16 protein-coding genes are annotated in these 20,353 nt (G+C 72.6%); 9 read left to right on the forward strand and 7 right to left on the reverse strand.

Translation table 11 applies throughout. From position 1 onward, the window contains the following. Nucleotides 1-31: 31 nt before the first annotated feature. Entirely contained in the window at nucleotides 32-2,569 is a 2,538-nt protein-coding gene (locus AB0K80_RS06250) for a LuxR C-terminal-related transcriptional regulator (RefSeq protein WP_365666345.1), read from the reverse strand. Nucleotides 2,570-2,840: 271 nt separating this feature from the next. On the opposite strand from AB0K80_RS06250, the gene AB0K80_RS06255 reads away from it, so the two are divergent. Further along, complete coding sequence (locus tag AB0K80_RS06255) at nucleotides 2,841-4,196, forward strand: M14 family metallopeptidase (protein ID WP_365666347.1); 1,356 nt, start codon at nucleotides 2,841-2,843, stop codon at nucleotides 4,194-4,196. Here AB0K80_RS06255 and AB0K80_RS06260 read toward each other — a convergent pair whose 3' ends face one another. Next, on the reverse strand, nucleotides 4,197-4,757 hold the full coding sequence (locus AB0K80_RS06260; RefSeq protein ID WP_365666349.1) for a hypothetical protein: 561 nt from the start codon (nucleotides 4,755-4,757) through the stop codon (nucleotides 4,197-4,199). A gap of 82 nt (nucleotides 4,758-4,839) precedes the next feature. Beyond that, nucleotides 4,840-5,250, reverse strand: a complete 411-nt coding sequence (locus AB0K80_RS06265) for a RidA family protein (RefSeq protein WP_365666351.1) — start codon at nucleotides 5,248-5,250, stop codon at nucleotides 4,840-4,842. 118 nt (nucleotides 5,251-5,368) lie between these two features. On the opposite strand from AB0K80_RS06265, the gene AB0K80_RS06270 reads away from it, so the two are divergent. Together AB0K80_RS06270 and AB0K80_RS06275 are read left to right on the forward strand one after the other, a co-directional pair. After that, a complete protein-coding gene (locus AB0K80_RS06270) occupies nucleotides 5,369-6,646 on the forward strand; it encodes an amino acid deaminase (RefSeq protein WP_365666353.1) in 1,278 nt (425 codons plus the stop codon). 22 nt (nucleotides 6,647-6,668) lie between these two features. Further along, nucleotides 6,669-8,279, forward strand: a complete 1,611-nt coding sequence (locus tag AB0K80_RS06275; protein WP_365666355.1) for a D-aminoacylase — start codon at nucleotides 6,669-6,671, stop codon at nucleotides 8,277-8,279. A 17-nt stretch (nucleotides 8,280-8,296) separates the two neighbouring features. On the opposite strand, the gene AB0K80_RS06280 is transcribed toward AB0K80_RS06275, so the two are convergent. Both AB0K80_RS06280 and AB0K80_RS06285 read right to left on the reverse strand, forming a co-directional pair. Further along, entirely contained in the window at nucleotides 8,297-9,217 is a 921-nt protein-coding gene (locus AB0K80_RS06280; RefSeq protein WP_365666357.1) for a serine protease, read from the reverse strand. A gap of 188 nt (nucleotides 9,218-9,405) precedes the next feature. Beyond that, nucleotides 9,406-10,134 carry a hypothetical protein gene (locus AB0K80_RS06285; RefSeq protein ID WP_365666358.1) on the reverse strand — a complete coding sequence of 243 codons (729 nt, stop codon included), beginning with the start codon at nucleotides 10,132-10,134 and terminating at the stop codon, nucleotides 9,406-9,408. 126 nt (nucleotides 10,135-10,260) lie between these two features. On the opposite strand from AB0K80_RS06285, the gene AB0K80_RS06290 reads away from it, so the two are divergent. Together AB0K80_RS06290 and AB0K80_RS06295 are read left to right on the forward strand one after the other, a co-directional pair. After that, nucleotides 10,261-11,472, forward strand: a complete 1,212-nt coding sequence (locus tag AB0K80_RS06290) for a pyridoxal phosphate-dependent aminotransferase (RefSeq protein WP_365666360.1) — start codon at nucleotides 10,261-10,263, stop codon at nucleotides 11,470-11,472. A 110-nt stretch (nucleotides 11,473-11,582) separates the two neighbouring features. After that, on the forward strand, nucleotides 11,583-11,999 hold the full coding sequence (locus AB0K80_RS06295) for a hypothetical protein (RefSeq protein WP_365666362.1): 417 nt from the start codon (nucleotides 11,583-11,585) through the stop codon (nucleotides 11,997-11,999). A gap of 234 nt (nucleotides 12,000-12,233) precedes the next feature. Here AB0K80_RS06295 and AB0K80_RS06300 read toward each other — a convergent pair whose 3' ends face one another. Continuing rightward, complete coding sequence (locus AB0K80_RS06300; RefSeq protein ID WP_365666364.1) at nucleotides 12,234-14,057, reverse strand: phosphoenolpyruvate carboxykinase (GTP); 1,824 nt, start codon at nucleotides 14,055-14,057, stop codon at nucleotides 12,234-12,236. Nucleotides 14,058-14,386: 329 nt separating this feature from the next. Here AB0K80_RS06300 and AB0K80_RS06305 point away from each other — a divergent pair, with 329 nt between their 5' ends. From AB0K80_RS06305 to AB0K80_RS06320, 4 genes are all read left to right on the forward strand, one after another. Next, nucleotides 14,387-15,100 (forward strand): hemolysin III family protein, encoded by a 714-nt coding sequence (locus AB0K80_RS06305; RefSeq protein WP_365666366.1) that lies wholly within the window; start codon nucleotides 14,387-14,389, stop codon nucleotides 15,098-15,100. Between the two features lie 105 nt (nucleotides 15,101-15,205). After that, nucleotides 15,206-16,774, forward strand: a complete 1,569-nt coding sequence (locus tag AB0K80_RS06310) for an MFS transporter (protein WP_365666368.1) — start codon at nucleotides 15,206-15,208, stop codon at nucleotides 16,772-16,774. A 5-nt stretch (nucleotides 16,775-16,779) separates the two neighbouring features. Further along, nucleotides 16,780-17,409 (forward strand): TetR family transcriptional regulator, encoded by a 630-nt coding sequence (locus AB0K80_RS06315; protein ID WP_365666370.1) that lies wholly within the window; start codon nucleotides 16,780-16,782, stop codon nucleotides 17,407-17,409. 33 nt (nucleotides 17,410-17,442) lie between these two features. Further along, a complete protein-coding gene (locus AB0K80_RS06320) occupies nucleotides 17,443-18,177 on the forward strand; it encodes a Mut7-C RNAse domain-containing protein (protein ID WP_365666372.1) in 735 nt (244 codons plus the stop codon). Between the two features lie 6 nt (nucleotides 18,178-18,183). Here the strand turns inward: AB0K80_RS06320 and AB0K80_RS06325 are convergent, their stop codons facing one another. Beyond that, entirely contained in the window at nucleotides 18,184-20,217 is a 2,034-nt protein-coding gene (locus AB0K80_RS06325) for a thioredoxin domain-containing protein (protein ID WP_365666374.1), read from the reverse strand. Between the last annotated feature and the right edge of the window lie 136 nt (nucleotides 20,218-20,353).

Here is a 20,353-nt window from a genome sequence, read left to right on the forward strand (position 1 = left end):
GTGGTGGTGTGGGTGGGGCGGGCCGGGGCTGTCAGCGCTGGGCCGACACCCAGGCGGCGATCTGGCTGCGGTTGCTGAAGCCGAGCTTGCGCAGGATGCGTTCCACATGGCCTTCGGCGGTGCGGCGGGCGATCACCAGGCGGTCGGCGATCTGCTGGTTGGCCAGGCCCTCGGCGACGAGCCGGGCGACCTCGGTCTCACGCCGGGTGAGGCGGACACCGGGTTCGCCGGCCGGGGGGCGGCCGGCCGGGGGGCGGGTGTGCTCCTGGAGCGCGTACCCGACGAGCTCCTCGAGTCCGAGGGCGCCGCCGCGCCCGTACGCCCGCTCGTACGCCTCCCGCCCGAGGGCCCGGCACGCGCGCTGTTCGGCGGCGCGGCGCTCGGAGTTGAGGGTGTGGGCGCCCCAGCGGCCGGCGTCGATGTCGGCCCACACCCGGTCGGCGCCGCCGAGCAGCACGGCCGCGCGTTCGTGGCCGTCGCGGTGGGTCGCGATCGACGCGACCAGGTCGAGGGTGAGGGCGATGCCGAGGACGTCGTGGAGGGCGAGCTTCAGCCGCAGCGCCTCGCGGACGTGCCGTTCGGCCCGGGGCCAGTCCTCCCGCACGGCGTGTGCGAGGGCCAGCATGCGCAGGACGTAGGACCGCACCCACTGCTCGCCGTGCGCCTCGCACAGCCGCAGGGTCTTCTCGCACACGGCGACGGCCCGGTCGGCCTCGCCCAGGAAGCCGAGCACGCAGGCGAGTTCGACCTGGTCCAGGCCGACGAGGCCGAGGTGCTGGCCGGGGACGCGGCCCCGGGCGACGGCGGCCTCGAAGTGCTCGAGCGCGCCGGGCAGGTCGTCGCCGAACAGTCCGATGACGCCGATGACGTACTCGGCGTGGGCCGCCTCGGCCGCGTCGCCCAGGCGGTGGGCGAGGGCCCGCGCCTCCTCGGCCCGCCGGCGGCCCTCGGGGAGGTCCTGGGTGACGGCCTTGAGCAGCCCGGAGACCCACAGGCCGCGGGCCCGTTCCCGGGTGGGCCCGGGGTTGGCCTCCAGGGCGCGGTCGACCCAGTACAGGCCCTCGCGGGGTGCTCCGCAGGCGTGCCAGTAGAACCACAGGGTGCCCGCGAGGCGCAGCCCGGTGAGGGACTCGCCCGGGGTGGTCAGGCTGTGGTCGAGGGCGGCGCGCAGGTTGTCCTGGTCGGCCCGCAGCCGGGCGACGATCTCCGGCTGTCCCGGGCCGAACCAGGCGCGCTCGCAGGCGGCGGCCCGCCGCAGCATGCCCTCCTGCTGCCGGCGTCGCGCGACGGCCTCCTCCCCCGGCAGCCGCCGCAGCCGCTCCAGCCCGTAGTGCCGCAGGGTGCCGAGCAGCCGGTACCGCACCCCGTCGGGCCCCGGCTCCCGGCACAGCACGGACTTGTCGACCAGCCCGGTCACGGCTTCCAGCACGTCCTGGGGGTCGATACGCGGCACCTGTAAGGGCTCCGCGGAGCCGCCGGGCAGACAGGGCCGGGCGGCAGCCGCCCCGCCACCGGCCGGTGCGACCCCGCTCCCCGAGCCCTCGGCCGCACCACCGGCCGGCAGCACGCCCTCCCCCAGGCGTTCACCGGCCGCGCCGCCGGGCCGCGGACCGCCGGGCACCCCACCGGTGGGACGACCACGCCCCGCGACGCCACCCCCCAGCCGTCCCCCCGCGCACACCTCCTCCGCCGTCTCCAGATCGAAGCTCCCCGCCAGCACCGACAGCCGGGCCCACACCAGCTGTTCCTCCGGTGTGCACAGGTCGTGGCTCCAGGCCACCGCCGCGCGCAGCGTCTGGTGGCGGGGCAGGACCGCGGGGCTGCCACCGGTCAGCAGGCGGTAGCGGTCGTCGAGGCGGGCCAGGAGCTGGTCGACGCCGAGCACGCGCATGCGGACCGCGGCGAGTTCGATGGCCAGGGGCAGGCCGTCGAGGCGGTGGCACAGGCGGGCCACGGCGGCCCGGTTCCCGGGGGTGAGGCGGAAGCCGGGGACCACCGCGGCGGCCCGGTCGGCGAACAGGGTGAGGGCCGGGTAGCCCTCGGCGGCGGAGAGGTCGCCGTCGGGGTCGGGCACCGGCAGGGGCCGTACCTCCATGAGGTGTTCCTCGGTCAGGCCGAGCCGGTGCCGGCTGGTGGTCAGGATCCGGACCCCGGCCGTGCCGCGCAGCAGCGCCGCCGCCAGCTCGGCGCAGGCGCCCAGCAGGTGCTCGCAGTTGTCGATGACGAGCAGCAGCCGCCGGTCGCGTACGTGCTCGACGAGCATGTCCAGGGGCGGCTGCGCGGAGTGGTCGTGCAGCCCGAGCGCGTCGGCGGCGGCGAGCGGCACGAGCGCCGGGTCGCGCAGGCCGGAGAGGTGCACGAAGCGCACGCCGTCCGGGAAGGCGCGGGCGACCCGCGCCGCGACCCGGGCGGCGAGCCGGGTCTTGCCGACGCCGCCCGGCCCGGTCAGGGTCACCAGGCGCGTCCGCGCCAACAGCTCACGCGCCTCGGCCAGTTCGCCCCGCCGGTCGATGAAGCTGGTCGTCTCGACCGGCAGTTGATGGTCCCGTCGTGGCGCTGATCCGCCCATGATCAGCCAGTCCTCTGGGAGTGTGGTTCGGGCTCCTACTCTCTCCCGAGATGTACCTATATGCACGCCCACGTCACACCCGTGGGTGGACTTGCCTCGGTGAGGCGTCCGGCCCGGTGCGCCCGCGTACACTGCACGGCCGTTTTCCGCCCACTCCGCGCCGTCGATTTCCGGCTGCGCTATTGACCTGCTCATGCCATGCGCAGACGATGAGCGCCGACCCGCACCACGTACGTCGCATACACAACCCCACCTCCCACAAGGAGATTTCATGCGACTTCGCCTACGAGGTTCCGGCGTGCGCGGCGGCAGACGCACCGCCGCCCTGGCGGCCCTGCTCGCCGTCGCCCTCGCCGCTCCCCTCTCCGCGACGACGACCGACGCGAGCGCCGGCAGCGCCCACAGGCCGGCCCCCTCGGCCGACGACATCCGGCAGTACGAGATCCACCAGCACTCGACTCCCGTGACCCGTACGGCGATCCAGCGCACGGGGGTCACCGTCGACGAGGCCGACGAGGAGACCGTGGTGGTCTCCGGCCGCGCGGACCAGATCCGCGCGCTGCGCCGCCTGGGCTACGAGGTCCGGGCGCTCGGCTCGGCACCCGACCGCTCCTCGGGCGAGGACGGCGTACGGCTCTTCGACTTCCCCTCGGCCGACTCCCGCTACCACAACTACGCCGAGATGAACGCGGAGATCGACCAGCGCCTCCAGGCCTACCCGTCGCTCATGAGCAAGCGGGTGATCGGCAAGTCGTACCAGGGCCGGGACATCGTCGCCATCAAGATCAGCGACAACGTGACGGCCGACGAGAACGAGCCCGAGGTGCTGTTCACCCACCACCAGCACGCCCGCGAGCACCTGACCGTGGAGATGGCGCTGTACCTGATCCGCGAGCTGGGCGCCGGGTACGGCAGCGACTCGCGGATCACGAACCTGGTGAACAACCGGGAGATCTGGATCCTGCCGGACCTCAACCCGGACGGCGGCGAGTACGACATCGCCTCCGGCTCCTACCGCTCCTGGCGCAAGAACCGCCAGCCCAACTCCGGTTCGTCCTACGTCGGCACCGACCTGAACCGCAACTGGAACCACCGCTGGGGCTGCTGCGGCGGCTCCTCCGGTTCGACGTCCTCGGAGACCTACCGGGGCCCGGCCGCCGAGTCGGCGCCCGAGGTGAAGGTGGTCGCCGACTTCGTGCGCAGCCGGGTTGTCGGCGGCAAGCAGCAAATCAAGGCGGGCATCGACTTCCACACGTACAGCGAGCTGGTGCTGTGGCCGTTCGGGTACACCTACTCGGACACGACGACCGGGATGACGGCGGACGACTACAACGCCTTCAGGACGGTCGGGCAGAAGATGGCCGCGAGCAACGGGTACACCGCGCAGCAGTCCAGTGACCTGTACATCACCGACGGGTCGATCGACGACTGGCTGTGGGGCAACCAGAAGATCTTCGGGTACACCTTCGAGATGTATCCGTCGTCGAGCTCCGGGGGCGGGTTCTACCCGCCCGACGAGGTCATCGAGCGGGAGACCTCCCGGAACCGGGACGCGGTGCTGCAACTGCTGGAGAACGCCGACTGCATGTACCGCTCCATCGGCAAGGCGGCGCAGTACTGCGGCTAGTTACTCGGCGTCGTCCTGGAAGTAGGCGTCCAGTACCGCGTCCAGCTGCTCGTCCCACTGCTTGAAGCGGCTCCTGGCCGGTGCCTCGATCTCGATCGGGTACCAGCGCCGGTCAGGAGTGTGCACGGTGACCGTGTACCGCTTGCCGAAGCGGGCGGCCTCGGTCTCCACCGCGCCGATCTCGTCCCAGCGGAACTCGCACTCCTGGTCGTCCAGGGACAGGCGTACGCCCCTGTGGTCGGCGACGATCCGCGCGCGGCGGTCGGACGCCTCGAAGACGGGGCCGTCCGGCACCTCCTCCTCGGACGCCTCGTCCCCGGCGGTCTCGTCCTGCTCGACGGTGTCCGCTTCGTCCTCGGCGTCCGCCGCGTCCACGGCGTCCTGCGGCTCCGGCTCGGCCGCCGCCTCGGGCTCCTCGGGCTCGGCCGTCTCCCCGGTCCGCCCGGACGCGGGTGAGGTGAGCCCGGGCACGAAGGCCGGGTCGAATCCGGCGCCCTTGACGAGGGGCTTCAGGGGCTCGCCCTCCAGGGGCTGGCTGCTCGAACCTATGCGCTGCTCCACAGCGGAGCAGTATGGTCCACGATCCTGTGCCGCACACAGCCAGCCCCTGCATCGTTACGTGCCGACGCCCGGCCCGGCGCTGTCAGCCCAGGACGGCCAGGGCGTCGATCTCGATCAGGAGGCCGGCGGGCAGGCCGACGTAGACGGTGGTCCGGGCGGCGGGCGGCTGGGTGAGACCCTGCTCCGCGAAGTAGGCGTCGTAGACCTCGTTCATCTCGGCGAAGTGGGCCACGTCCGTGAGGTAGACGCGGATCATCACCACGTCGTCCCAGCCGGCGCCGCCCTCCGCCAGGACCGCCTTGACGTTGGCGAGGGTCTGGAGCATCTGTTCGCGCAGGGTCGGCCCGGCGGGCGCCGGGGGCCTGCCCGCCTCGGCGGGGCGGAAGCCGACCTGTCCGGCGACCTGGAGGATGTTGCCCTTCTTCACACCGTGGGAGAACGCCGCGGGCGGGGTGGTGTGGGTGGGCGGGGTGAGGGCGGTCTTCTTCGTCATGGGCCGATCTTCTCCGACAGCCGGGCTGCGCCGCGCCCGGCGGGGATGTTAGACAGCGGTGGACGAAGCACGCCGTGGGCGTGGCGGCCCGCGCAACACGCCAGACCAGGGAGGCCCGATGGCTGCAGAGCCCGGCACCGACGCCCTCGCCCGACTCGCCGGGGAACGCGTCGACCACCGCTTCAAGGGTCTCCCGCCGGACGCCGAGGGGCTGACCGTCGGCGAGCTGGCCGCGCAGCGCCGCAACCTGTTCACCGGCGGGTTCACCACCCCGGTGCTGACCCTGTCCGCCGAGCGTCTGGAGCACAACCTCGCGCTCATGGAGACGTACGCGGCCCGCCACGGCCTGGCCTTCGCCCCGCACGGCAAGACCTCCATGGCCCCCCAGTTGTTCCACCGTCAGATCCGGCACGGCGCCTGGGGCATCACGCTCGCAGTGCCGCACCAGGTGCGGGTGGCGCGGGCGTTCGGGATCCGGCGCGTGTTCCTCGCCAACCAGGTCGTGGACCCGGCGGCCCTGCGCTGGATCTCGGGGCGGCTCGACGCCGACCCGGACTTCCGTCTGGTCTGCTACGTCGACTCGGTGCGCGGCGTGGAGCTGATGGACGCGGCCCTGGAGGGGGCCGGCCGGCCGCTGGAGGTCGTCGTCGAGCTGGCCGCCGGGGAGGGCGCCCGCACGGGGGTCCGTACGGACGCGGAGTGCGCGGTGGTCGCGGACGCGGTGGCGCGGGCGCGGTCCCTGCGGCTGGTGGGGGTGGCGGGGTACGAGGCGCAGGTGCCCGGGGCGTCCCCGCAGACCGTGCGGGCCTGGCTGCGGCGGCTGGTGGCCCTGGCCGTCGGCTTCGACGGGGCCGGGCGGTTCGCGGAGACGGACGAGATCGTGGTCAGCGCGGGCGGCAGCGAGTGGTTCGACGCGGTCGCCGACGTGTTCGCCGAGATCCCGGGCCTGTCCCGCCCGGTGCTGAAGCTGCTGCGCTCCGGCGCGTACGTCTCGCACGACGACGTCCACTACCGCAGGCTGACCCCGTTCAACCGGGTGCCGCAGGAGGGCGCGCTGGAGCCGGCGTTCCGGCTGTGGACGCAGGTCGTCTCCCGGCCCTCGCCCGAGCAGGCCTTCGTCAACGCGGGCAAGCGGGACGCGGCCCACGACCTGGACCTGCCGGTCGCCCGGGTCGTCCGCCGGGAGGGCGCCGAGCGGCCGGCCACCGGCATCACCGTCACCGCCCTGTCCGACCAGCACGCCTGGCTGCACACCGGCCCGGAGGCGGACCTCCAGGTCGGTGACTGGGTCGGTCTGGGGCTGTCCCACCCGTGCACGTCGTTCGACAAGTGGCCGCTGATCCCGGTGGCGGAGGCGGACGGCACGGTGGTCGACTACATCCGTACGTTCTTCTAGGTCGCTTCCGGGAGGGACCGCGGTGGAGGATCTGGTCATCCGTGACGCGGACGTGGTGGACGGCAGCGGGGCGGACTCCTACCGCGCCGACGTGGTGGTGGACGGCGGCCGGATCGTCGCGATCGTCAAGGAGGCCGCGGCGGCGGGCTGCCAGCGCCCCAGTGCCACCCGGGAACTGGACGCGGAGGGCCTCGTGCTGTCCCCCGGCTTCATCGACATGCACGCCCACAGCGACCTGGCCCTGCTGCGCGACCCCGACCACAGCGCGAAGGCCGCGCAGGGCGTCACCCTGGAGGTGCTCGGCCAGGACGGGCTGTCGTACGCGCCCGTCGACGACCGTACGCGCGACGAGGTGCGGCGGGCCATCGCCGGGTGGCACGGGTACGGCGACGACCTGGACCTCGACTGGCAATCGGTCGGCGCGTACCTGGACCGGCTCGACGCCGGGATCGCCGTGAACGCGGCCTACCTCGTCCCGCAGGGCACCGTCCGCGCCCTCGTGGTCGGCTGGGAGGACCGGGCGGCGACCCCGCGGGAGCTCGACCGGATGCGGCAGCTGGTCGCGGAGGGCCTGGAGCAGGGCGCGGTGGGGATGTCCTCGGGGCTGACCTACCCGCCGGGCATGTACGCCACAGAGGCCGAACTCACCGAGCTGTGCCGCGTGGTGGCCGCCTACGGCGGCTACTACTGCCCGCACCACCGGTCCTACGGGGCCGGGGCGCTCCAGGCGTACGAGGAGATGGTCCGGATCGCCCGCAAGGCGGGCTGCGCGCTCCATCTCGCCCACGCCACCATGAACTTCGGCGTCAACGAGGGCCGGGCCGGCGACCTGCTGGCGCTGCTGGACGAGGCGCTGGACTCCGGCGTCGACCTCACCTTCGACACCTATCCCTACACCCCGGGCTGCACCACGCTCGCCGCGCTGCTGCCGAGCTGGGCGAGCGAGGGCGGCCCGGAGCGGCTGCTGCGCCGGCTGGCGGACGAGGAGAGCGCCGAGCGGATCCGCCACGCCCTGGAGGTCACCGGGTCCGACGGCTGCCACGGGGTGCCCGTCGACTGGGGCACGGTCGAGATCTCGGGCGTTTGCGACCCCGTCCTCGCCCCGTACGTGGGCCGGACGGTCCAGGAGTCGGCGGACCGGCGCGGCGAGACGCCCTGGGCGGTCGCCCGCCGGCTGCTGCTGCAGGACCGGCTGGCTCCGGCGGTCCTGCACCACGTCGGCCACGAGGAGAACGTCCGGGCGCTCATGCGGCACCGCGCCCACACCGGCGGCTCCGACGGCATCCTGCGGGGCGCCAAGCCGCATCCGCGCGCCTACGGCACCTTCCCGCACTACCTGGGCCGGTACGTGCGGGAGCTGGGTGTGCTGTCGCTCCCGGAGTGCGTCGCGCACCTGACCTCCCGCCCGGCGGCCCGGCTGCGGCTGCCGGACCGGGGGCTGGTGCGCGAGGGGTACCGGGCCGACCTGGTGCTCTTCGACCCGGCGACGGTGGCCGCGGGCGCCACGTTCGACGACCCGCGCGCCCTGCCGGCCGGCATTCCCCACGTCCTGGTCGACGGGCGGTTCGTCGTCGAGGACGGGCGGCGCACCGGCGTACTGGCGGGGCGGGCGGTGCGCCGGACTCCGGTCTGACCGCCCGCCCCGGTGGATCACGGCTTGGGCAGGGCGCAGCCGCTCGCGCTCAGGTCGAGCTTGTTGCCGACGCCGAAGCAGGCCGGGAACAGGTAGGTCTGCTGGGCGTAGTTGATGCCCTGGCGGACCGTGACGGTGCCGCTCGCGTCGACCTCGCAGGGGTTGTTCACCGTGCAGCGCTCGCCGTCCTCGTTGCCGGTGTTGTTGACGGCGACGACCTTGCCGGTGGCCCGGTCGACGACGGGCGAGCCGGAGGTGCCGCCGATGGTGTTGCAGGCGGAGGTGTAGCGGACCGAGTCCTTCCAGGTCCAGTCGCCCTCCTTCAGGCGGTACACGAACCCGTCGACCGAGCAGGTGTAGATCCGCTTCCAGTAGCCGGAGACGACGCTGATGGCGGTGCCGGCGGCCGGGCGGGTGTCCTGCAGGGTCAGCGCGTCGATGCCGTAGGAGCTCTTGATCTGCGCGTAGGTGCGGGTGAGCTGGTAGACGGCCGCGTCGGTGTCGGTCATCGTGGCATACGCGATCTTGCTGGCGCGCAGGGTGGCCACGCGGGTGCCGGCCGAGTTGAGCAGGCCGAAGGAGCGGGTCGAGGCGCGGTCGACGATGACCTGGCCGGGGCTGGGGAAGCCGCTTTCCAGGCAGTGGCCGTTGGTGAGCACGAGCGCCGGGTCGTCGTCCTGCGAGCCGGGCATGCGCACGACGGAGCCGGAGCAGTTGCTGAGCGAGACGGTGCCGGCGAAGTTCACCGCCTGGACGCTGCCGCCCTGGGACAGGTTCGCCGTGGTGGACGTGACCGCGTCGTGGACCACCGACGTGATCGTGTCCGGGTCCGCGACCGGTTCCGGGCCCGTGGCGGCGGGCCCGGCCGCGACCGCGGGAGCCGCACCGGCCCCGGCCAGGGCCAGGGCGAGGAGTGCGGCGGCGAGAGGTTTTCTCATGTGGGGGTCCCCTCATGCGACGTGAGTGACCGGCGCTCGTCGGAAGATCGCCGGTTTGTCATGCGCATTCTCAAGGGGTGGGTGGCGCGAGACAAGGAGTCGTACCGGCCAGGGAGGTGAGCAGCCCGGACCGGTGCACCTCCTTTACGGGGACCCCTCGGTTCCTTTACGCCGGCCCTTGGGTGCCGCTACTTGGGCCCCTTCGTACCGCCCGGGCCGTGCCCCGGTTTGCGGTCGGAGTTGCCCGGGGCCGCGGTGGTCGGGGTGGGGTCGGCCGGGGCGGGCGCGGAGGTCGTGGTGCCGGACGTGGGGGTCGCGGTCCGGCCGGGGTCCTGCGTGCCGGGCCCGGACGCCGCGCCGCCGGCCGGGGCGGACGGACTCGCCGGCGCCGAACCGGACGGCCCCCCGCCGTCCGCGGACCGGTCGGCCACCACCGGGCGGGAGGAGGGCTCCGGGTCCGGCGACGTGGACGTCGACGGGTCGGGAGCCGTCGGCCCGGTACGGGCGTCCTGCCCGCCCCGGGCCCCGCCGGACGACGGGTCCGAGAAGGAGAACCCCGCGATGAGCGCGGCCACCGACACGGCCCCCACGGCTCCGGCGGCCACCGCCGCCCGCCCCGGACGCCACGCCGGGGACCTGCGGCGGGCGCGCCGCCGGGAACCGTGCCGGCCGCGGCCCGGACCGGCCTCGCGACCGCCGCCGTCCTCCGGGATGCGGGGCAGCTCGGCCGTCTCGTCGTAGGCGTTCTCCCAGCCGTGCGCCGCCGCCGGATCGGCGTACGCGTCGTACGCCGGGGGTGGCGCGGACTGCGGGAGGTACACGTTCGGCGGAACCTGACGGCCGCCGTACTCCCCGGTCGCGCCCTCCGCGGCATCAGCGCCGTACGCCCCGTTGTCGTACTCAGGTGGCCTGGACATGGCGGCGCATTGTAGAGACCGCGGGGGCTCAGGGGACAGCGGTCACCCATACCGCCCCAAACCGACGCACCTCACGTGGCGGAAAACACGACCCATGGCGCGTTACACACCCGTAAGCTCCCAGTCATGCAGGTGATCCAGTCGACCAAGCTCGCCAACGTCTGTTACGAGATCCGGGGCCCGGTGCTCGAGGAGGCGATGCGGCTGGAAGCGGCCGGTCACCGCATCCTCAAGCTGAACACCGGCAACCCGGCGGCGTTCGGTTTCGAGTGCCCGCCCGAGATCCTGGAGGACATCCTCCGCAACGTCTCCTCGGCACACGGCTACGGCGACGCCAAGGGCCTGCTGGCCGCGCGCCGGGCGGTCGTCATGCACAACCAGACCCTCGGCATCGAGACGGACGTCGAGCACGTCTTCATCGGCAACGGCGTCTCCGAGCTGATCGTGATGGCGATGCAGGGCCTGCTGGACGACGGCGACGAGGTCCTCGTACCGGCCCCGGACTACCCCCTGTGGACGGCGGCCGTGTCCCTGTCCGGCGGTACGGCGGTGCACTACCGCTGCGACGAGCAGTCCGACTGGATGCCGGACCTGGCGGACGTGGAGCGCAAGGTCACCGACCGCACCAAGGCGCTGGTGATCATCAACCCGAACAACCCGACGGGCGCGGTCTACGACGAGGCGGTGATAAAGGGCCTCACCGACATCGCCCGCCGCCACAACCTGCTGGTCTGCTCGGACGAGATCTACGACAAGATCCTCTACGACGGTGTCACGCACACCCCGACCGCGGCGGTGGCGCCCGACCTGCTGACCCTGACCTTCAACGGCATGTCGAAGGCGTACCGGGCGGCCGGCTACCGGGTCGGCTGGATGTCGATCTCCGGCCCGCGCGCGCACGCCGACTCCTACATCGAGGGCCTGACGATCCTGGCGAACATGCGCCTGTGCGCGAACATGCCGGGCCAGCACGGCGTGGTGGCCGCCCTCACCGGCCGGCAGTCGATCAACGACCTGGTCCTGCCGGGCGGCCGGCTGCGCGAGCAGCGGGACGTGGCGTACGAGCTGCTGACCCAGATCCCGGGCGTGAGCTGCGTGAAGCCCAAGGGGGCGCTGTACCTCTTCCCGCGCCTGGACCCCAAGGTCTTCACGATCAAGGACGACCGCCGGATGGTCCTGGACCTGCTGCGCCGCGAGAAGATCATGGTCGTGCAGGGCACCGGCTTCAACTGGCCCGAGCCGGACCACTTCCGGGTGGTGACTCTGCCGACGGTCACGGACCTGCGGGACGCGGTGGGCCGTATCGCGCGCTTCCTGGACGGCTACGGGCAGGCGTAAACGCGATCTCGCTCACACTGCGTACGCATGGCGTCCGGTTTTGTGAACAGCTCAACTTTAGACGAGTTCTAAGCTAGGATGGCTTCCTGACCGCACTCAGGAGGCCATCCATGTACGAGCCGATCCGCAACAAGTCGGTCCACACGATGGCCGGCACGCCCTCCGGCATTCCGCACCGTTCGCGTGAGGAGGAGCTGGACATCCAGCTCGCGGGCCATCTGGCCGCACTGCTCGCGGTGACGGACGAACTGCGGGCCCTGGAGCCGTCGCAGGACCTGGACACGGCCGCCGAACGCCTCGCCGCACAGGTGGCCAGGCTCCGGGGCGGACGTACGCCGGCCCGCGCCGCGGCGACCACCCGGCGCGATCCGGGCGTCACGGCCCTGCACCGGCGTGCCCACACGCTGGCCGGCCGCGCCCTGGTCGTCGCCGCCTCCCGCGCCGACACGGCCGCCGCGATCCTCGCCGCCGAGCGCATGGACGCCCACACCGCGGCCCTGGACGGCCGCGAACTCGCCTCCCACTGAGCCTCCTGCGTCGAGCCCGGAAGGGCTCCCCGAACGGCCCCGGTCCGCGTGCACCGCAGCGACGCGCGGACCGGGTGCCCCACACCGCGCCGGCCGCTCCGGCACGAGTCCGGGCCCCGCACGCCGTTGTGCGGGGCCCGGACTTCTTCGGGGTCACCGCGGCCGGCCGTGACGATGTACTGGTCAGGGCACTGTCGGTGGACCGGCCGCGGAGTCTTTTTTCACGGAGGGGCGTCAGCCCAGGCGGCGCACCAGGGCGTGGTACTCGTCCCACAGCTCCTTGGGCGTGTGGTCGCCGAAGGTCTCCAGGTGCCCGGGGACCAGCGCGGCCTCCTCGCGCCAGACGTCCTTGTCGACGGTGAGCAGGAACTCCAGCTCCTCCTCGGACAGGTCCAGGCCGTCGGTGTCCAAAGCGTCCTTGGTCGGCAGGATGCCGATGGGGGTCTCGACGCCCTCGGCCCTGCCCTCCAGGCGCTCCACGATCCACTTCAGGACGCGGGAGTTCTCGCCGAAGCCGGGCCAGACGAACCTGCCCTCGTCGTCCTTGCGGAACCAGTTGACGTAGTAGATCTTCGGCAGCTTGGAGGCGTCCTTGCCCTGGGCGACCTCGATCCAGTGGGCCATGTAGTCGCCCATGTTGTAGCCGCAGAACGGCAGCATCGCGAACGGGTCGCGGCGCAGCTCGCCGACCTTGCCCTCGGCGGCGGCGGTCTTCTCGGAGGCCACGTTGGCGCCGAGGAAGACGCCGTGGTTCCAGTCGAAGGACTCGGTGACGAGCGGTACGGCGGTGGCGCGGCGGCCGCCGAACAGGATCGCCGAGATCGGCACGCCCTTGGGGTCCTCCCACTCCGGCGCGATGATCGGGCACTGCGAGGCGGGCACGGTGAAGCGGGCGTTGGGGTGGGCGGCGGGCTCGTCGGAGTCCGGCGTCCAGTCCCGGCCCTTCCAGTCCGTCAGGTGGGCCGGGGGCTGTTCGGTCATGCCCTCCCACCACACGTCGTTGTCGTCGGTGAGGGCGACGTTGGTGAAGACGGCGTTGCCCCACAGCGTCTTCATCGCGTTGGCGTTGGTGTGCTCGCCGGTGCCCGGCGCGACACCGAAGAAGCCGGCCTCGGGGTTGATGGCGTACAGCCGGCCGTCCTCGCCGAAGCGCATCCAGGCGATGTCGTCGCCGATGGTCTCCACCGTCCAGCCGGGGATGGTCGGCTCCAGCATGGCCAGGTTGGTCTTGCCGCAGGCGCTCGGGAAGGCGGCGGCGACGTACTTGGCCTCGCCGCGCGGCGGGGTGAGCTTCAGCACGAGCATGTGCTCGGCGAGCCAGCCCTCGTCGCGGGCCATCACGGAGGCGATGCGCAGGGCGTAGCACTTCTTGCCGAGCAGCGCGTTGCCGCCGTAGCCGGAGCCGTACGACCAGATCTCCCGGGACTCCGGGAAGTGCGAGATGTACTTGGTCTGGTTGCAGGGCCAGGGGACGTCCTCCTGGCCGGGCTCCAGCGGGGCCCCGAGAGAGTGCACGGCCTTGACGAAGAAGCCCTCGGAGCCGAGCTCGTCCAGGACCGCCTGTCCCATGCGGGTCATGGTGCGCATGGAGACGGCGACGTAGGCGGAGTCGGTGATCTCGACGCCGATCGCGGACAGCGGCGAGCCGAGCGGGCCCATGCAGAACGGCACCACGTACATGGTCCGGCCGCGCATCGAGCCGCGGAACAGGCCCTGCTCACCGGTGAAGATCTCCCGCATCTCGGCGGGGTCCTTCCAGTGGTTGGTGGGGCCGGCGTCCTCCTCCTTCTCGGAGCAGATGAAGGTGCGGTCCTCGACGCGGGCGACGTCGGTGGGGTCGGAGGCGGCGTAGTAGGAGTGGGGGCGCTTGATCGGGTCGAGTTTCCGGAAGGTGCCCTTCTGGACGAGTTCCTCACACAGTCGCTCGTACTCGGCTTCGGATCCGTCGCACCAGACCACCCGGTCCGGCTGCGTCAGTTCTGCGATCTCGTTCACCCACGAGATCAGCCCCTGGTGGTGGGTGGGGACGACGGTGGGAGCCGCGATGTCGCGCGCCACGATTGCTCCTAGATGAGGGATTTTTTGGTTTGGAGGCCCCGTGGGGGCTGCGACCCGGATGCTTCACGGTTCGATCTTCGGCGCTCATCCGGTGCCGACCGCACTCATTTGATCATCCGACGTTCGCGCCCATCTGTCCAGTGGACCGCACAAGTGAGCGACGTGATGATGGCCACGGTTTCACGAGGTGCTTTGCGTGCACGTTGTGTTCACCAGACTGTCTCTTTGCGTGACGACACGCCGAAAGGTGGTGAGACGTGGGCCACACTTCCCGAGGTCAATTCGCCGCATTGATCCGTGACTTACGGTTCCGTAGCTACCATCGGCACATGACTGCGTTCGCCCCCGACGCGCCTTCGGACTCGCCGGCCGACGGCCGCGGTCCGAAGACGCTCCACCTGCCGCATCCGGTCAAGCCCAAGCTCCGTGGCTGGCTGCACCTCGGCATGTTCCCGGCCGCCCTCGTCGCGGGCCTGGTGCTCACCGCCCTCGCCGACTCGACCAGAGGGCGGATCGCCTGCGGCGTCTACGCGCTGACCGCGTGCCTGCTGTTCGGCGTGAGCGCGCTGTACCACCGCGGCAACTGGAGCCCGCGCATGGACGGCATCCTGCGCCGTCTCGACCACTCGAACATCTTCCTGATCATCGCGGGCACCTACACGCCGCTGACCATGCTGCTCCTGCCGGGCGAGAAGGGCCGCTGGCTGCTGTGGGGCATCTGGGCCGCGGCGGCGGCCGGCATCGTCTTCCGCGTCTTCTGGGTCGGCGCCCCGCGCTGGCTCTACACGCCCTGCTACATCGCGATGGGCTGGGCCGCCGTGTTCTTCCTGCCCGACTTCCTGCACGCCGGCGGCGTCGCGGTACTGGTCCTGGTGATCGTCGGCGGGCTCCTCTACAGCGCCGGCGGGGTGGTGTACGGCCTGAAGCGCCCCAACCCGTCACCGCGCTGGTTCGGCTTCCACGAGGTGTTCCACTCGTTCACCCTGGCCGCGTTCATCGCCCACTACGTGGGGATCTCGCTGGTGGCGTACCAGCACGGCTGATCCCCCCCTCCCGAAAAGGCCACGGCTTGTCCGCCGTGGCCTTTTTCGTGCGCCCGGAATCCCCTACGTTGACAGTGAGTTGTTTTTGAGAGCTACTCTCTTTTCATGGTTACTCTCACTCCGTCGACCGGTGAACACCGCGACCCGCGCCGCTGGTGGGCCCTCTCCGCCCTGGTCGCGAGCATGCTGGTGCTCGGTTTCGACATGACGATCCTCAACGTGGCCCTGCCGACGATGGCGGAGCAGCTCGGTGCGAGCACCGGGGAGCAGCAGTGGATGGCGGACGCGTACGTGGTCGTGTTCGCGGCGCTCATGCTCCCGGCCGGGCTGCTCGGCGACCGGTTCGGACGGCGGCTGATGCTGGTGGCCGGGCTCGCGGTGTTCCTCGCCGGGTCACTCCTCGGTGCCCTGGCCGGGGGCGTGACCTGGGTCGTGGCCGCCCGGACCGTGATGGGCGTCGGCGGCGCCCTGGTCACCCCGCTCTCGCTGTCCGTGCTGCCCTCGCTCTTCGGCGCCGAGGAGCGCACCAAGGCCGTCGGCGTCATCGCGGCCGCCTCGGCGCTCGGCATGCCGCTCGGGCCGATCATCGGAGGCTGGCTGCTGGACCACTTCTGGTGGGGCTCGGTCTTCCTCGTCAACGTGCCCATGGCCGTCCTCGGCATCGCCGCCTGCCTCCTGCTGCTGCCCGAGACCAGGGACCCGGCCTCACCCAGGGTCGACGCCGTCTCCACCACCCTCACGGCCGCCGGCTTCAGCGCCCTCATCTACGCGGTCATCGAGGCGCCCGGCCGCGGCTGGGCCGACCCGCTGATCCTCGGGATGCTCGGCGGCTCCCTGTGCCTGATGACCGCGCTGGTGCTGCGGGAACGCCGGGCGGTGCGGCCCATGCTGGACATGGCGCTGCTCGCCCACCGCGGCTTCCTGGTCAGCACGCTCGCCGCGACCCTGGTGATGTTCGTCCTGTCCGGCCTGCTGTTCGTGCTGCCGCCCTACCTCCAGGCCGTCCTCGGCCACGACGCCCTCGGCACCGGGCTGCGGCTGCTGCCGATGATGGCCGGTCTGGTCGTCGCGGCGAAGGCCGCCCAGCCGGTCGTCGCCCGGCTCGGGGCCCGCGCGGTGGTGACCGCGGGCCTGGTGGTGCTGGCCTTCGCCGCGTTCCTGGGCAGCCGTACGACGGTGGACTCCGGTTACGGCTTCACCGCGCTGTGGCTGACGGTCGCCGGGGCGGGCTTCGGCTTCGCGGTCGTACCGGCGATGGACGGCGCGATCGCCGCCCTCCCCCGCGACCGGGCCGGCAGCGGTTCGGGGCTGCTGATGACCCTGCGCCAGGTCGGCGGCGCGCTCGGCATCGCCCTGCTGGGCAGCCTGCTGGCGGGTGCCTTCCGCGCCCGCCTCGACGTCACCGGGCTGCCCGAACCGGCGGCCGGCACCGCCGGGGAGTCCGTCGTCGCGGCGCACCTGGTCGCCGAGCAGGCGGGCTCCGCCCGCCTCGCCGCCTCCGCGAACGCCGCGTACGTGCACGGCATGGTCCTGGTCCTGCTGGTGTGCGGCGTCGCCGCGCTGCTCTCCGCGCTGCTCGCCGTGGCGTTCCTGCCGGGCACGCCGACCCGGCGGCGGCGCGCCGCCGCCCCCGCACCGGCCGTGGCGACCGCCAGGACCGATGCCCGACAATGACCTCCATGACCCCGGCACGTACCTCTCCCCCCACCGGCCGTCCCCAGCTGGGCCTGCGCGAGCGCAAGAAGATCAAGACGCGTGAGGCGATCCGCGCCGCCACCTACGCGCTGGTGCGGGAGCAGGGGTACGACGCCACGACGATCGAGCAGATCGCCGAGCGCGCCGAGGTGTCGCCGTCCACCGTCTTCCGCTACTTCCCCACCAAGGAGGACATCGTCCTCACGGACGAGTACGACGAACTCATGCTCCAGGAGCTGCGCGACCGGCCCGCCGACGAGCCCTGGACGGACTCGCTGCGGTATGTGCTGCGCAGGGCCGTCGGGTACGCCACCGACGAGGAACCCGAGATCACCCGGCTGCGGTGGCGGCTGATGGCCGAGGTTCCGGCCGTGCGCTCCCGGATGATGGAGAGCATGTCGGTCACCGGCCGGCTGCTGGGCCGCGCCGTCGCGGAACGCAGCGGACGATCCCCGGACAGCCTGGAGGTGCGGGTGCTCGCCATGTCGCTCATGGGCGGTCTGCTGGAAGCCTGTCTGTACTGGGCCGAGCACGGCCACGAGGGTGACCTGGCCGACCTGGTCGACCGTGCCCTGGACGTCATCGAACACGGACTCCCCGCGAGAAACGCCTGATGCCCCGGCCCTGCCCCGTGACATCCTGACCGGGTGAGCAACGGTCCCGAGATCCACGTCGAGTTCGCCCCCGAGCTGCACCTGTTCGTCCCCCAGGCCCGCCGGGCCGGCACCGTCCGGGCCGCCACCGACGGTGTCTCCACCCTCGGTCACGTCATCGAGTCGCTCGGCGTCCCGCTGACCGAGGTCGGCACGCTGCTCGTGGACGGCCGCGAGGTACCGGCCTCGCACGTGCCGGCGGCCGGCGAGTCGGTGACCGTACGAGCCGTCACACGGCCCCAGCGGGTGCCCGGCGCTCCCCTGCGGTTCCTGCTCGACGTCCACCTGGGCACCCTCGCCCGCCGGCTGCGCCTGCTCGGCGTGGACACGTCGTACGAGTCGACCGACATCGGCGACCCGGCGCTGGCCGCCCGCTCCGCGGCCGAGAAGCGGGTGATGCTCAGCCGCGACCGGGGCCTGCTGCGCCGCCGTGAGCTGTGGGCGGGCGGGTTCGTCTACAGCACCCGGCCCGAGGAGCAGCTGCGCGACGTCCTGGACCGGTTCCAGCCCGAGCTGCGCCCGTGGACCCGCTGCACCGCCTGCAACGGACTGCTGCGGCAGGCCACCAAGGAGGAGGTCGCCGACCAGCTCGAACAGGGCACACACCGCACGTACGACGTGTTCGCGCAGTGCCGGGCGTGCGGGCGGGCCTACTGGAAGGGCGCGCACCACGAGCAGCTGGTGGCCATCGTGGAGCGCGCCCTCGCCGGGTACGCGCAGCGCGGCTGACGCCTCCTACCTCGTCAGCGCCGCGCGCAGCCGGTCGGGCGCGGTCGCCGGCGCGTCACAGGTGAAGTTCCGGCAGACGTACGCGGCCGGTTCACCGCCCACCAGCGGGCGGTCCGCGAGCAGCGGGAACTCGTCGCCGTCCGGCACGCCGACCGCCACGACCGCACCCGGGGCCGTGGCCAGAAGGGCCGTACGGTGCAGCAGCCGGGTGCTCTCGTCCGCCGGCGACGGCCCGACCACCGCCACCTCACGGGGGCCGTCCAGCAGCGCCTCGGCGACCGCGAGCCCCCAGCCGGTGAAGCGGGGCACCCGCGGACCGAGCGCCCTGACGACGCCGAGGGCCTTCTCGGCGGCGGTGCGGTGCGGCTCGGAGCCGGTGTGGGCGGCATAGCTCAGCAGCGCTCCGGCGGCGGCGCTCCAGCCGGACGGGGTGGCGTTGTCGGTCGGGTCCTGCGGGCGGCGGATCAGCGTCTCGGCGTCGGCGGCGGTGTCGTACAGCGCGCCGGAGTCCGGGTCGGCGAAGCGTTCGAGGACGTGGTCGAGGAGCAGCCCGGCGAAGTCCAGCCACACGCCCTCCCCGGTGACGGACGCCAGCGCCAGGAAGCCCTCCGCCACGTCGGCGTAGTCCTCCAGCACCCCCGCATGCGCCCCGGCCCGGCCGTCCTTGCTGGTGCGCGCGAGCCGGGCGTGCTCGTCCAGGTGCAGCCGTACGAGCAGGTCGGCGGCGGCGCGGGCGGCCTCCACGAGGTCGGGCCGGTCGAAGTAGGCGCCGGTCTCGGCGAGCGCGGCGATCGCCAGCCCGTTCCAGGCGGCGACGACCTTGTCGTCCCGGCCGGGCGCGGGACGCCGGGAACGGGCCTCGAACAGGCGGGCTTTGACGGACTCGATCCGCTCGGCGTCGAAGACCTCCTCCCGCTGCGGCAGTTGCAGGACGGAGGAGCCGTGTTCGAAGGTGCCCTCCTCGGTGACGCCGAAGTAGCGGGCGGCGAGCTCGGCGTCGGCGTCGCCGAGCACCTCGCGCAGCTGCTCGGGGGTCCACACGTAGAAGGCGCCCTCGACGTGCCTGCCGGTCCCGTCGTCGCTGTCGGCGTCCAGCGCGGAGGCGAACCCGCCCTGCTCGGTGCGCAGTTCGCGCACCATGAAGTCGGCGGTCTCCAGCGCCACGCGCCGGGCGAGCTCGGAGCCGGTGGACCGCCACAGGTGGGCGTACACGCGGCACAGCAGGGCGTTGTCGTACAGCATCTTCTCGAAGTGCGGCACGACCCAGTCGCGGTCGACGGAGTAGCGGGCGAACCCGCCGCCGAGCTGGTCGTAGATCCCGCCCCGGGCCATCCGCTCGCAGGTGTCCTGGGCCATCTGCAGCGCGCCCTCGGCCCCGGTGCGGGCGTGGTGGCGCAGCAGGAACTCGATCACCATGGACGGCGGGAACTTCGGCGCCCCGCCGAACCCGCCGCGCTGCGGGTCGTACTCCCGGGTCAGCCCGAGCAGCGCCTGCGCCAGCTCCTGCTCGCCGGGGACCTTGGTGTCCCCGTAGGAGATCTCCCGCCCGGCCAGGTCCCGCACGATCTTCCCGGCGACCTCGGTGACCTCCTCGCGCCGGTCCGTCCAGGCCGCGTGCACGCCCTGGAGCACCTGCCGGAAGGAGGGCATGCCGTGCCGGGGCGCGGGCGGGAAGTACGTACCGAAGTAGAACGGCTCGGCGTCCGGGGTGAGGAACACGGTCATGGGCCAGCCGCCGTGCCCGGTCGCCGCCTGCACGGCCTCCATGTACACGGCGTCCACGTCGGGCCGCTCCTCGCGGTCGACCTTGACGCTCACGAAGTGCGCGTTGAGGTAGTCGGCCGTCTCCCGGTCCTCGAACGACTCGTGCGCCATCACATGGCACCAGTGACAACTCGAGTAACCGACGCTGAGCAGCACGGGCACGTTCCGCTTCCGCGCCTCCTCGAAGGCCTCCGGCGACCAGGGCCACCAGTCGACGGGGTTGTCGGCGTGCTGGAGGAGATACGGGGACGTCTCGTGCGCCAGTCGGTTCGGCATGGTGTCCATCCTGCCGCAGTACCCCTTGAGACGCCGGACAGCACACACCCCGCACCCCGGCCCTCTCCCCACCGCGCCGCGACGGCAGCACACTGATGACCAAGGAGACGAGCGGGCAAGGCCGTTGCCGCGGAGG

The organism is Streptomyces sp. NPDC052682 (assembly GCF_040678435.1).
Classification (GTDB): Bacteria; Actinomycetota; Actinomycetes; order Streptomycetales; family Streptomycetaceae; genus Streptomyces.